General features: G+C 62.9%; 13 protein-coding genes. 9 read left to right on the forward strand and 4 right to left on the reverse strand.

The window, feature by feature from the left end:
* Nucleotides 1-2: 2 nt before the first annotated feature.
* A complete protein-coding gene (locus ACXYMS_RS08720; protein ID WP_458905474.1) occupies nucleotides 3-947 on the forward strand; it encodes an alpha-E domain-containing protein in 945 nt (314 codons plus the stop codon).
* 1 nt (nucleotide 948) lies between these two features.
* Complete coding sequence (locus tag ACXYMS_RS08725; protein WP_458905475.1) at nucleotides 949-1,755, forward strand: transglutaminase domain-containing protein; 807 nt, start codon at nucleotides 949-951, stop codon at nucleotides 1,753-1,755.
* A gap of 49 nt (nucleotides 1,756-1,804) precedes the next feature.
* Here the strand turns inward: ACXYMS_RS08725 and ACXYMS_RS08730 are convergent, their stop codons facing one another.
* Entirely contained in the window at nucleotides 1,805-2,740 is a 936-nt protein-coding gene (locus tag ACXYMS_RS08730; RefSeq protein WP_458905477.1) for an AEC family transporter, read from the reverse strand.
* A 146-nt stretch (nucleotides 2,741-2,886) separates the two neighbouring features.
* Between ACXYMS_RS08730 and glpD the strand changes: the two genes are divergently transcribed.
* Together glpD and glpK are read left to right on the forward strand one after the other, a co-directional pair.
* A complete protein-coding gene (gene glpD, locus ACXYMS_RS08735; RefSeq protein ID WP_458905943.1) occupies nucleotides 2,887-4,383 on the forward strand; it encodes a glycerol-3-phosphate dehydrogenase in 1,497 nt (498 codons plus the stop codon).
* Nucleotides 4,384-4,458: 75 nt separating this feature from the next.
* Complete coding sequence (glpK, locus tag ACXYMS_RS08740) at nucleotides 4,459-5,949, forward strand: glycerol kinase GlpK (protein ID WP_458905478.1); 1,491 nt, start codon at nucleotides 4,459-4,461, stop codon at nucleotides 5,947-5,949.
* A gap of 6 nt (nucleotides 5,950-5,955) precedes the next feature.
* On the opposite strand, the gene ACXYMS_RS08745 is transcribed toward glpK, so the two are convergent.
* Both ACXYMS_RS08745 and pdxH read right to left on the reverse strand, forming a co-directional pair.
* Nucleotides 5,956-6,783, reverse strand: a complete 828-nt coding sequence (locus ACXYMS_RS08745) for a DUF1499 domain-containing protein (protein ID WP_458905480.1) — start codon at nucleotides 6,781-6,783, stop codon at nucleotides 5,956-5,958.
* 118 nt (nucleotides 6,784-6,901) lie between these two features.
* Complete coding sequence (pdxH, locus tag ACXYMS_RS08750; RefSeq protein WP_458905482.1) at nucleotides 6,902-7,537, reverse strand: pyridoxamine 5'-phosphate oxidase; 636 nt, start codon at nucleotides 7,535-7,537, stop codon at nucleotides 6,902-6,904.
* A 127-nt stretch (nucleotides 7,538-7,664) separates the two neighbouring features.
* Between pdxH and ACXYMS_RS08755 the strand changes: the two genes are divergently transcribed.
* Nucleotides 7,665-8,618 (forward strand): DnaJ C-terminal domain-containing protein, encoded by a 954-nt coding sequence (locus ACXYMS_RS08755; RefSeq protein WP_458905484.1) that lies wholly within the window; start codon nucleotides 7,665-7,667, stop codon nucleotides 8,616-8,618.
* Between the two features lie 97 nt (nucleotides 8,619-8,715).
* Here ACXYMS_RS08755 and ACXYMS_RS08760 read toward each other — a convergent pair whose 3' ends face one another.
* Nucleotides 8,716-9,654, reverse strand: coding sequence for an L-threonylcarbamoyladenylate synthase (locus ACXYMS_RS08760; protein WP_458905486.1), 939 nt, complete (start codon nucleotides 9,652-9,654; stop codon nucleotides 8,716-8,718).
* 62 nt (nucleotides 9,655-9,716) lie between these two features.
* Between ACXYMS_RS08760 and ACXYMS_RS08765 the strand changes: the two genes are divergently transcribed.
* The 4 genes from ACXYMS_RS08765 to ACXYMS_RS08780 all read left to right on the forward strand — a co-directional run bounded on the left by ACXYMS_RS08765 (nucleotide 9,717) and on the right by ACXYMS_RS08780 (nucleotide 12,343).
* Complete coding sequence (locus ACXYMS_RS08765; RefSeq protein WP_458905487.1) at nucleotides 9,717-10,640, forward strand: histone deacetylase family protein; 924 nt, start codon at nucleotides 9,717-9,719, stop codon at nucleotides 10,638-10,640.
* Nucleotides 10,641-10,674: 34 nt separating this feature from the next.
* Nucleotides 10,675-10,926: an exodeoxyribonuclease VII small subunit gene (locus ACXYMS_RS08770; protein WP_458905489.1), complete on the forward strand. Its 252-nt coding sequence runs from the start codon at nucleotides 10,675-10,677 to the stop codon at nucleotides 10,924-10,926.
* Nucleotides 10,927-11,012: 86 nt separating this feature from the next.
* Nucleotides 11,013-11,612 (forward strand): SCO family protein, encoded by a 600-nt coding sequence (locus tag ACXYMS_RS08775; protein WP_458905491.1) that lies wholly within the window; start codon nucleotides 11,013-11,015, stop codon nucleotides 11,610-11,612.
* The gene (locus tag ACXYMS_RS08780; RefSeq protein ID WP_458905492.1) at nucleotides 11,609-12,343 is read left to right on the forward strand and encodes a TlyA family RNA methyltransferase; all 735 of its coding nucleotides are present in this window, start codon (nucleotides 11,609-11,611) and stop codon (nucleotides 12,341-12,343) included. Before ACXYMS_RS08775 ends, ACXYMS_RS08780 begins: the two co-directional genes overlap by 4 nt.
* Nucleotides 12,344-12,394: the final 51 nt, after the last annotated feature.

The raw sequence follows: 12,394 nt of genomic DNA on the forward strand, positions 1-12,394 counted from the left end.
GAATGCTCGGACGTACAGCACAGAATCTGTTCTGGCTCAGCCGCTATGTGGAGCGGGCCGAGAACATGGCGCGCCTGCTCGAGGTGGGCTATCGCATGTCGCTGACCAGCCGCCGCGAAGGCGGGGCCAGCGAGCATCTGGTTTCAATGATGCAGGCGGCCGAAGTGGATGAGGGGTTCGACGCCAAGCATGAGCTGGCCGATGTCGACACCGTCGCCCATTACATGATGTTCGACCCCGACAATCCCTCCTCGGTCTATTCCTGCCTCCAGGCAGCGCGCACCAATGCGCGCTCGGTGCGCACCGCAATCACCACCGACATGTGGGAAAGCATGAACGGGGCCTGGCTCGAATTTTCCCAGATCAAGCCGCGCGATGTGCGCGGCGCCAAGCTGCTGGGCCTGTTGCAATGGGTCAAGCAGCGCAGCCACGAATTCCGTGGGGCGCTGCTGGGCACCATCCTGCGCGACGATGGTTTCAACTTCCTGCAGGCGGGCAATTTCGTCGAGCGCGCGGACAATACCGCCCGCATTCTCGACATGAAATATTATGTGCTGCTGCCGCGGGCCACACAGGTGGGCGGGGATCTCGATATCCAGCAATGGACACTGATCCTGCGGGCGGCCTCGGCGCACCGGGCCTATCGGCATGTCTATCACGACCGCTACAAGGCTCATAACATTGCTGACTTCCTGATCCTCCGGCCCGAAATGCCGCGGAGCCTGGTCTATTGCGCCAATTTCGTGCAGCAGAACCTGGACAGCCTGAGCAAGATCTATGGCCGCAAGGAGAGCTGCAACGAAGCGGCAGACAGCCTCCTGGCCATGGTGGAAAACACCAGCATGGAAGCCATTTTCACCGAAGGACTGCACGAGTTCCTCAATGAATTCATCGCCCGAAACAACCGGGTGACCGAGACGCTCTCGGAAAGCTATAACTTCTATTGATATGCATATCGAAATCGACCACCGCCTGACCCTTGCCGTGCCTCCGGGCACGACGCATGCCTTGCTGCACCTGTTGCTGACGCCGAGCACCGGACCGTCGCAGACGGTCGAGAGCTGGAGCGTGGAAGTGGCCGGGATCGGCAATGCCGGCCGCTTTCGCGATGGCTTCGGCAATGCGGTGCATCTGGTGAACCAGAACCGGCCCGAGGGCGAGGTGCTGGTGGTGGCGCGAGGCGTGGTGACGACGCGGGACACCAATGGGGTGCTGGGCAAGCCCGGGGGAGAGCCGGTGCCAGCGCTCTACAAGCGCGTGACGCCACTGACCAAGGCACCGGTAACCCTCTATGGCAAGTATCGCAATGCCAAGGAGGGCCGGCTCGAGGTGCTGCACGGGCTGATGGCCAGGGTGGGCGAAACACTTGGCCTGGCCGAGGAAGTGGACCCTCCCACCCAGATGCAGGCGACAGGCGAGCAGCGCCAGAGCCAGGGCGGCGAGGAGACACCGACATTGCCCCCTGCCGCCGACTACGCGCATCTGTTCATCGGTGCCGCGCGCGCGCTCGACATCCCGGCGCGGTTTGTCTGCGGCTATGTGGCGGCGAGCGATGGGATGGAAGGCGGATTGCACGCTTGGGCCGAAGCCTATGATGACCGGCTGGGCTGGATCGGGTTCGATGCCCACCAGCAGCTGTGCCCCACCGAGCGCTATGTGCGGTTGGCAATTGGCCTTGATGTCGAATCGGCGCTGCCGCTGCGCACCGTGCCGGTGGCCGAGATCGACCAGAGTGCAAGCGTGACGGCGGCTTAGGCTCGAGAGCGCTCTCAATCGGGAGCCATGGCGCTACGGGCCTTTTCGCTTAGAGACTGAGCACCCAAAGCCAGCCGGAAATTGTCACGGCAGACAGGACCGTGGCGATGAGGATGGTGTTGGCGGCGACGCTGACGCCCCGCTCATAGAAGGTGGCAAAGACATAGATATTGATGCCCGCCGGCATGGCCGAGAGCAGGATGCCATAGCGCGCAATATCCATGGGGACATGGAACACCCAGATCATCAAGGCGTAGGCGAGGGCCGGATGAATAATGAGCTTGATGAGCGAAGCCACGAGGGCCTGCTTCCAATTGTCAGAGAGCTTGAACTCGTTGAGCGCGCCACCAATGCCGAAGAGGGCGGCGGGCACCACGGCCTGGCCGAGCATGGAAAAAAAGGCGGCAATCGGTTCGGCCAGCGTGAGACCGGACAGCGACAGGGCCATACCGCCCAGAATGCCCCAGATCAGCGGGTTCGTGCCGACGCGCTTTGTGGCAAGGACGAGTGTCGGACCAAGGGGCTGACCGCCGCGCCGGGTCAGTTCCATGGTCACCATGCTCAGGGTCAGCAGAATCGCCCCATGCAGGCCAATGATTGAGAGCGTGACGGGCAGTGCGCCCTCGCCATAGGCGCGGCTCATGAGCGGCAAGCCCACCAGCACCGTGTTGGAAAAGGTGCCAGCAAAGCCGACAGACACCGCTTCTCCCGGCCGGTTGCCGAACAAGCGGCGCGCTACAATGATGCCGATAACAAAACAGGCAATGGCGCCCAGATAGAACGGGCCGATAATGCCGATATTGAAGGCGGCGCGAAAATCGCTGGTGCCGATCGAATAGAACAGGAGGCACGGGGTAGCGAAATTGTTGACGAATGCGATCAGCGCCTTGACCCCCTCTGCAGGGTAGAGGCGGAAGCGCACCGCCAGATAGCCCAGCGCGATGAGCGCGAAGATGGGCGCGATAACGGCAAGAATGGAAAGCATCGGCCAGCGACCTGGGCCTTGAGAGCGAATACCCTGCCCTAGCCCCCGCCGCCGACAAGGTCAATGTCCGTCTTGTATGGTAGTTTAAACGAAATGAAATGCCTCCACAAACGAAAGCATATGTCGTATAAACGAACCTCTACTATATTGGGGGTGGCGTGATGCTGGACATTTTCGTTATCGGGGGCGGCATCAATGGCACCAGCGTGGCACGTGATGCGGTTGGACGTGGCTATTCCGTGGCTTTAGCGGAAATGAACGACCTTGCCTCTGGCACCAGTTCGGCCGCTACCAAGCTGATCCATGGCGGACTACGCTATCTCGAACACTACGAATTCCGGCTGGTGCATGAAGCGCTAGCCGAACGCGAAGTCCTTTGGGCGGCGGCACCGCATATCATCTGGCCGCTGCGCTTCGTACTACCGCACCACAAGGGCCTCAGGCCAGCGGCGGTGTTGCGGGCCGGGCTTGCGCTTTACGACTATATGGGCGGACGGCGCCTGCTCCCCCCAACCAAGACGCTGGACCTGACCGGGGACGACGCCGGCAAGCCGCTCAAGCCCGGCTATAGGCTGGGCTTTGAATATTCCGACTGCTGGGTGAACGACGCGCGCTTCGTGGTACTCAATGCCCGCGATGCAGCAGATCGGGGCGCAGCCATTCATGTGCGCACCAAGGTGATCTCGGCGCGACGGACGAACGGCGTCTGGTCCATTGAACTCGATGGCGAGGCAGGCCGGCAGACCGTAGAGGCCCGGGTGCTAGTCAATGCGGCCGGCCCCTGGGTGGACGAAGTCATCAATGGCGTCATGGGCAAGAATGGTGCGCATAATGTGCGCTTGGTCCAGGGCAGCCATATCGTGGTGAAAAAGCTCTATGATCACGACCGCTGCTATTTCTTTCAGAATAGTGACGGTCGCATCTTCTTTGCCATTCCCTATGAGGATGATTTCACCCTGATCGGCACCACCGACAGGGACTATCACGGTGATCCGAAGGATGTGACGATCACTCCGGAGGAAGCGGACTATCTGCTCAAGGCTGCGAGCGAATATTTCGCCAGGGGCGTGACAAAGGACGACATCGTGTGGAGCTATTCGGGCGTCAGGCCGCTGTTCGACGATGGCGCCAGCGCCGCGCAGGAAGCGACGCGCGACTACGTGCTCAAGCTCGACGGCGACGCGGAAACCGGCGCGTTGGTCAATGTGTTTGGCGGCAAGCTGACGACATCGCGGCGACTGGCAGAATCGGTGCTGGAAAGGATCGTGGAGGTTCTGGGCAAGAAGGGGGATGCCTGGACCAAGGGTAGCACTCTGCCCGGCGGCGATTTCGGCCCAAAGAGCTTTGACGCGGAAGTACGGCGGCTGGGCATGGAATATCCGGGTCTGCCGGGAACGCTGTTGCGCCGGCTGATGCGGCTTTACGGAACGCGAGCGCGGATGTTGCTTGGCGCGGCCAGTGCCGAGGCTGATCTGGGCGCGCATTTCGGTGCGGACCTATATGCGACCGAGGTGGATTATCTGGTTGCGAGCGAATGGGCGCGGACGGCACAAGATGTGTTGTGGCGGCGCACGAAACTGGGATTGAAGGTGGGCGCCGAAGATGTGGCGCGGCTTGAGGAGTATCTGCGGTCGCGGGTGTAGCAGCGCACTGGATACAGCACCTCTCCCTGACGGGGGAGGATGAAGAAAGAGCCGTAGGGCCGATGGGGAGTTTTCATGACCAAGTTCATTCTAGCTATCGACCAGGGCACGACATCGAGCCGGGCTATCGTGTTCGATGGGACACGCAGGATCGCCGGTGTCGGCCAGAAGGAGTTCACCCAGCATTTCCCGCAGGATGGATGGGTCGAGCACGATCCGGAGGAAATCTGGGAGAGCGTCGTCTGGTCGGTCAAGACGGCGCTGGCGGAGGCCAATGTCTCGGCGACGAACATTGCCGCCATCGGGATTACCAATCAGCGCGAAACGGTAGTGATGTGGGACAAGGCAACGGGCCAGCCCATCCACAACGCCATAGTCTGGCAGGACCGACGCACGGCAGCACTCTGCGCCGAGCTTAGAAATGCAGGCCACGAAGCGCTGTTCACCCAACGGACCGGGCTGCTGCTTGACCCTTACTTCTCCGGCACCAAGGTCAGATGGTTGCTCGATAATGTGGACGGCGCGCGGGCACGGGCCGAAAAGGGCGAGCTTGCCTTTGGCACCGTGGACAGTTTCCTCATCTGGCGACTGACGGGCGGAAAGGTGCATGCGACCGACGCGACCAATGCGGGACGTACGCTGCTGTTCGATATCGGACGCAATCAGTGGGACGAAGAGCTTTGCGCACTGTTGGAAGTGCCGGCAGCGATCCTGCCGGAGGTCAAGGACTGCGCCGATGATTTCGGGATGACGGAGGCGACACTGTTTGGCACCGCCATTCCCATCCTCGGGGTGGCGGGCGACCAGCACGCGGCCACGATCGGGCAGGCCTGTTTTGAACCCGGCATGGTCAAATCGACCTATGGTACGGGATGCTTTGCCCTGCTCAATACCGGCGCGGACATGATGCCTTCGCAGAACCGGCTGCTCACCACAATAGCCTATCGGCTCGATGGCAAGACGACCTATGCGCTCGAAGGCTCGATCTTCATCGCTGGGGCCGCGGTGCAATGGATCCGCGATGGGCTGAAACTAGTGACACACGCGAGCGAAACTGGCCCATTGGCCCGCTCGGCAGATCCCAGCCAGAACGTTTACATGGTCCCTGCCTTTGTGGGGCTGGGCGCACCCTGGTGGGACGCCGAAGCACGCGGCGCCATCTTTGGCATTACCCGCAATACCGGCCCAGCCGAGATCGCCAGGGCGGCGCTGGAGGCAGTCTGCTATCAGACGCGCGACCTCCTGGAAGCCATGCGCAAGGACTGGAAAGGTGGCGGCACCAAGACGGTGCTTCGGGTCGATGGCGGCATGGTGGCCTCGGACTGGACCATGCAGTTCCTCGCCGACATTCTCGATGCGCCCGTGGATCGTCCGACAATCCTCGAAACCACGGCATTGGGGGCCGCCTGGCTCGCCGGGATGAAGGCTGGCGTGTGGCCGGGAATGGCTGAATTCGCGACCGGCTGGGCGCGGGACCAGCGCTTCGAACCGGAGATGGACGCGGCAAGGCGCCGAGCAAAGGTGGCAGGTTGGGATGACGCCGTGCGGCGGACACTGACCGACTAGGCCAAATCAGCCGCCATTACCGGTCTCGACCTCGGGGGCCGGCGCATCGGGTTCGGCGGGCTCTGCCTGACCAAAATTGGAATTGTCGCGCAGGAATGTAGTTACTTCATTGTCGAGCGCCACCAGGAATTCACTGATCCGCTGGCCGTTCGAGCCGAGATCATGCAAGGCGCCGATGGAGGCAGAACGCATATCCACGGCCGCACCGCCGGCAATGCCAGAGACCCGCAAAACGGCTTCTTCGCGCCAGCCGACAAGGGTCACAATGCGGGCGTTGAGGCGCCCGGGTTCGTTACCGACCGGTTCGCGGCGCTGGCGAATGTCCCAGCCCTCAACCTCGACCAAATGCTCGACGATGGCAAAGAGCTGCAGGACATCCAGCGGATAGCTGCGCGTGATGGCGTTGGGGAAGAAGCGCTGTTGCTCTTCGGGCGTCAATGCGCGCGGCGGCGGCATGGCCGCAGTGTCCGGCTCAAAAACCAGTGGCAGGGCGCCTCGTGGCGCGGTCGCTATATCGGTGACGATGGGATAGCGCAGCGCCAAGGACCCGTAATAGATGAACGGGGCGAGGCACAGGAAGCCAAGGAACATTCCAGCCAGCGCCCTGCCCCAGCCCTGGTCACCCGTGTGCCAAAGCCGCGCCAGGGCCACGAAGGCAGACAGAACCGCCAGGGTGGCGACGCCACAGGCAAATAGAGCAACGACCAGGAATATCCCGGAATCGAGGAACCGCTCGCGGTGCATGATGACCGGCACCACGGTCAACGGGACGGCTAGCCCGCCCAGCCGTCGCGCCAGGGTCGCCCATTTCGAGGTTCTGATCAGTATCCGCACGAAAACTCGTTCCCCAATCCGGCGCGCAGAATAGCCGAAGTGTCTTTCGCTTGTTTGAAGAAGTGCTCCCCCCGGACCCTGGGGCCATCTGCTCCCATGGGAAAGCAGCCATCCTGCATCACGGGTAGAGCCGCACGCTTTCCCAGGGGCTGCCAAGGCCGCTGCGGGTGAAGCGGACGCGATCATGCAGCCGGAACTCGCCATCCTTCCAGAACTCAATGCTCTGCGGCACGAGGCGGAAGCCGGACCAGTGCGGCGGGCGGGGCATGTCGCCTTCCCCAATCATGGCGTTGAGGCCGGCAACTTCGTCCATCATCTGCTGCCGGCTGGGCAGCGGCCGGGACTGTTTCGAGGTCGCCGAAGCAATGCGGCTGCCCCTGGCGCGCGATGCGAAATATTCGTCGGCCTCCGCCTGGGTCACCTGCTCAACCGGTCCGCGCATGCGCACCTGACGCCGGAGGCTCTTCCAGTGCATGACCATGGCCGCCTGAGGATTGGCCAGCAATTGCCTGCCCTTCTCGCTGTCCAAATTGGTGAAGAAGCAAACGCCCCGCGAATCGCGCCGGTTAAGCAGCACCATGCGCACATCAGGCAGGCCAGTTGGGTCGGCGCTGGCGAGGGCCATGGCATGGGGATCATTGGGCTCGCTCTGCTGAGCCAGGGCAAACCATTCCTCGAACACGGCAAAGGGATCGAGGTCAGTCCGATCACTGTCGTCAAAGAGCCGTTCAGTCAGCGTTTGCAGCATGCTCATTTTTCCTTGGCCTTGCCCCGGCAAAACTGGACAAGCCGGGGGGCCATCGCCATATAGGACAGCAATGATGGGGCAAACAATGCCCGAATAAATCACGGGCCTTGCCCGAGAGCAAAGATTGGACCCAATGCGCGATCCTTACACCGTCCTTGGGGTGTCGCGGTCCGCAAGCGAGAAGGACATCAAGTCCGCCTATCGCAAGCTGGCCAAGAAGTACCATCCCGACCAAAATCCCGAAGACCCGACGGCACACGGCAAGTTTGCCGAGGCCACCCACGCCTATGACCTGCTCAACGATAGCGACAAGCGCGGCCAGTTTGACCGTGGCGAAATCGACGCTGAGGGCAATCCGCGCTTTGCCGGCTTCGGCAGTGGCGGATTTGCCGGCGCGGGCCGGGGTGCACGCCCCGGCGCTGGAGCCGGCGGCTTCTCGGCCGAAGACATCCTCAAGGAGTTCATGAGCGGATTTGGCGGTCAGGCGCGCGGTGGTGCCGGCGCCCGTGGACCTGCCGGCGGTGCCCAATGGGACCCCTTTACCGGCACCACTGCCGGCGGCGCTGGCGCGCGCAGTGGCAAGGGCGAAGATATCGTCGTCACGGTCGCTATTTCGCTCGAGGACGCCCACAAGGCCGCCTCGGTGCCGGTGCGCATGCCGACCGGCAAGATGCTTTCGGTCAAGCTCCCAGAGAAGGTCGAGGAAGGCCAGCAGATCCGACTCAAGGGCCAGGGTTCACCCAGCCCCTTCGGCGAGCCTGGTGATGCGCTGGTCACGGTCCGGTTCGAGAAATCGAAGACCTTCCGCAAGGATGGCAACGACGTGCGCACCGATGTGCCCGTGACGCTCTATGAGGCTATATTGGGCGCCAAGGTACGGGTGCCGACGCTGGATGGATCGGTGGAACTCACCCTGCCGCCGGGCGTCGACACGGCCAAGGCGCTGCGGCTCAAGGGTAAAGGTCTTTACGGCGATGGCGACCTGTACGTGAATATCCGCGTGGTGCTGCCGCCCGGCGGCGATGCTGACCTCGAAGCGCTGGCGCGGTTCATGCGGGACCAGAAGCCCTACAATGTGCGGGATTAGGTCGATCGCATGCACATCCGTCAAACGCAGGACAATCTTCGGGCTTGATCCGAGGACGGCGCATTGAAGCGGCGGGCGACGTTGGAGCTGATCGTACTCAGCTTTTTGGTGCGGCAGCTCGCCTCAGCCGGTCATTGATCGCCTCGCCCAGTCCCGTCTCCGGTATCGGGGCCACGGCGATCACGTTTGCGCCGGCCGCATCGAGTTCATGCAGCATGGAGAAAAGGTTGCGAGCGGCCTCGTGCAAGTCTCCGATTTCCGAAAGATTGCGGACCAGGCTGTTGTGGGGGGCCACGGGGCCGAAGGCGAGATAGGCTTCGCCAGGCATGGGGGTGGTATCGAGCCGCATATGGGCGTTGGGGGCATAGTGGCTCAGTAGCATGCCGGGCGCCGAGATCGCGGCCCCTTCCTCCGCCAGTTCGACCGGCCGGTCCATGGCCTTTTCGATGTCTTCGCGCGCAAGGGCGCCAGCCCGGAGCTGGATGAAGCGGGTGCCATCTATGGCGATGATGGTGGATTCAACGCCCGAGGTGCAGGGGCCACCATCGAGAACCGGCACTTTCTCGCCAAATCCGCGTCGGACCTGCCCGGCGCTGGTAGGCGAGAGCTTGCCCGAGGGATTGGCCGATGGCGCCGCCAATGGCCGTCCGGTCGCACGCAGCAGGGCAAGCGCTACCGGATGGTCGGGAACGCGCAAGGCCACGGTGTCGAGACCGGCTGTGGCGATATCGGCCAGGCCATGGCCAGACTTGAGCGGCAGTACCAGGCTCAACGGGCCGGGCCAGAAAGCTTCGGCGAGGCGCCGCGCCAGGGGCCGAAATTGCGCCAGCGTCTCGGCCATGGCCAGATCGGCGCAGTGGACGATCAGCGGATTGAAGCGCGGTCTGCCCTTGGTCTCATAGATCGAGAGTACCGCATCGGAATTGGTCGCATCGGCGCCAAGCCCATAGACCGTCTCGGTGGGAAAGGCGCACAGCTTGCCCGCACGAAGCAGCGCGGCGGCATCATCGATGGCGTTCTGGTCGAGGAGGGTCATGTGCGGTGTTTGACAACAGGCCCGGCCCGCGTCAAGACGAAGAACCAAATGCGGAGAACGCTGTGACGACGCTCCTGGTCAGCCAGCCCAATTTTGCCGACCACCAGACGCCGGAGGGTCATCCTGAACGTCCGGATCGCATCAGGGCGATCGAAGAAGCGTTGACCGGCAGTCGGTTTGCGGCGCTCAAGCGCAGCAGCGCTCCCTATGGCGACCTGATGCTGGCCGAACTGGTGCATGATAGGGCCTATCTGGCGCGGCTGCGCGATGCGCGGCCCGCCGAGGGGATCGGGCAGGTCGATGCCGATACCTTTATTTCGGATGGTTCGCTGGATGTGGTGGCGACCGGGCTCGGCGGCGCCCTGGCGGGCCTCGACGCAGTGCTACTGGGCGAGGTCGACAATGCTTTTTGCGCTATAAGACCGCCCGGTCATCACGCGGAAATTTCAACGCCCATGGGGTTTTGCCTCATCAACACCGTGGCCATCGTGGCGCGGGAGGCGCAGCGGAAATATGGGGCCGAGCGGGTGGCGATCGTGGATTTCGATGTGCATCACGGCAATGGCACGCAGGACATTTTCAAGGACGACCCGAGCGTGTTCTACGCCTCGAGCCACCAGATGCCGCTCTATCCAGGCACGGGTGATCCGAGCGAGACCGGGATGGGCAATGTGGTCAATGTGGCGCTGGCGCCGCATTCGGGCGGGGCGGCGATGCGCGCTGCCTATACCGACAAGTTATTGCCAGCGCTGGATAATTTTGCGCCGGACCTGCTGCTGATCTCGGCCGGATTCGACGCGCATATCCGCGATCCGCTGGCGCAGTTGGAATGGGTGGACGAGGATTTTGCCTGGGTCACGGCACAGTTGATGGAGGTGGCCGGGCGTCGCTGCGGCAACCGGATTGTGTCGCTGCTCGAAGGTGGCTATGACCTCAAGGGGCTCGCCGGGGGTGTGCGCCAACATGTGGCGACGCTCCTGGGGTAGCTTAATGAACAGATTCTGAACGAGCGGAAGCACAATGGCCGAAACTGCACATGACGATGTGAAAACGCTCAGCTTCGAAGCGGCGCTGGAGCAGCTTGAGCAGATCGTAGGCAAGCTCGAAAGCGGCAAGGCGCCACTGGCCGAGTCCATCGCCATCTATGAGCGCGGCGAGGCGTTGAAGGCGCATTGCGAGACGCTGCTCAAGACGGCCGAGGCGCGGATCGAGAAGATCACGTTGAGCCGCGAGGGCAAGGCGATCGGGACTGAGCCGCTGGATGCGGGCTGAGGGGCACCCCCACCCAACCTCCCCCTGATAGGGGGAGGAGTCGCTTCGGTGGGTAATGGCGCGAATGGCGCTCAACGGGATACGAGATGACGACCAACACGACCCTTCGCAATTTCCGCATCGTGCTGTGGGTGCTGGTGGCCGTGGCGGCCATCGGGGCGACAGCGCTTTATGCGTTTCGACCGCCGCAGCGGCCGCTTGGGGTGACGGGACAGGAATTCACCCTGGCCTCGACAAAGGGCGGGACGTTTACGCAGAACGACCTGGTGGGTAAGCCGAGCCTGATTTTCTTTGGCTATACCTTCTGCCCGGATGTCTGCCCGACGACGCTGGCGGAAACGACCGCCTGGCGGGCACAGCTGGGGCTGAGCGAGGACGACCTGCGGATCATCTTCGTGACGGTCGATCCCGAGCGCGATACTGCCGAAATGGTCAGATCCTATGTCGAGGGGTTCGACCCCAGCGTCATCGGTCTGGTGGGCAGTGTCGAAGAGACCGAGAAGGTCAAGGCGTCCTTTGGCGTGTTCTCCGAAAAGTCGGGCGATGTGGAGAGCGAGTTCTACCTCGTCGACCACACGGCACTGACCTTCCTGATCGATGCCGATGGCACTTTCGAGGGCACGATTGCCTATGAGGAAGCGAGCGAAACGGCGCGGGCCAAGATCGAAAGACTGGTCAAGGGGTGAGCCGCACAAGGCTCGACCTGGCGCTGGAGCAACGCGGGCTGATGCCCAGCCGGGCCCGCGCCCGCGACGCCATTCTGCGCGGCACCGTTTCGGTCAACGGCGCCCCAGCGAAGAAGCCCAATCAGATGATCGGCGAGGACGATGTGCTGGCGCTGGACGATCCGGCGGCCGGCTATGTGTCTCGCGCGGCGCTGAAGCTGATTGCGGGGCTGGATGCGGACGGCATCGATGTTACGGGAAAGGTGTGCCTCGATGTTGGGGCCTCGACCGGCGGGTTCACCCAGGTGCTGCTGGAGCGCGGCGCGGCAAAGGTGTTTGCGGTCGATGTTGGGCATGACCAGTTACATGAGAGCCTTCGCAGCGACCCGCGCGTGGTGAGCCTTGAGGGCGTGAATGCGCGGGAACTGGATCGGGAGGGCATCCCTCAGGTCATTGATCTGGTCGTATCGGACGTGAGCTTTGTGTCGGCGACCAAGGTGCTTGCGGCACCACTGGGATTGTGCGGACCGCGGGCCGAGGCGGTGGTGCTGTTCAAGCCGCAATTCGAGGTTGGGCGGGAGTTTGTCGGCAAGGGAGGGATTGTGACGGACCTGGAGGCCGGTGAGCGAGCCATGGGGGAGGTCGTGGCGTTTGTCGAGGGCGCGGGGTTTGCGCTCAGAAGCAAAGTTGCTTCGCCGATTGCAGGGGGCGATGGGAATTTGGAGACGGCGCTGGTGTTTAGGCGGGGGTGAGCCGAAATTCTGCACCATATCTGCGCAGAACAGTCCCCCACCCTGCTCGAT

Source organism: Devosia sp. CAU 1758, assembly GCF_054482695.1.

Coding starts and splice junctions, on each gene's coding strand:
- ACXYMS_RS08720 (WP_458905474.1), top strand. CDS start 3: ATGCTCGGACGTACAGCACAGAATCTGTTCTGGCTCAGCCGCTATGTG.
- ACXYMS_RS08725 (WP_458905475.1), top strand. CDS start 949: ATGCATATCGAAATCGACCACCGCCTGACCCTTGCCGTGCCTCCGGGC.
- ACXYMS_RS08730 (WP_458905477.1), bottom strand. CDS start 2,740: ATGCTTTCCATTCTTGCCGTTATCGCGCCCATCTTCGCGCTCATCGCG.
- glpK (WP_458905478.1), top strand. CDS start 4,459: ATGACCAAGTTCATTCTAGCTATCGACCAGGGCACGACATCGAGCCGG.
- pdxH (WP_458905482.1), bottom strand. CDS start 7,537: ATGAGCATGCTGCAAACGCTGACTGAACGGCTCTTTGACGACAGTGAT.
- ACXYMS_RS08755 (WP_458905484.1), top strand. CDS start 7,665: ATGCGCGATCCTTACACCGTCCTTGGGGTGTCGCGGTCCGCAAGCGAG.
- ACXYMS_RS08760 (WP_458905486.1), bottom strand. CDS start 9,654: ATGACCCTCCTCGACCAGAACGCCATCGATGATGCCGCCGCGCTGCTT.
- ACXYMS_RS08770 (WP_458905489.1), top strand. CDS start 10,675: ATGGCCGAAACTGCACATGACGATGTGAAAACGCTCAGCTTCGAAGCG.
- ACXYMS_RS08775 (WP_458905491.1), top strand. CDS start 11,013: ATGACGACCAACACGACCCTTCGCAATTTCCGCATCGTGCTGTGGGTG.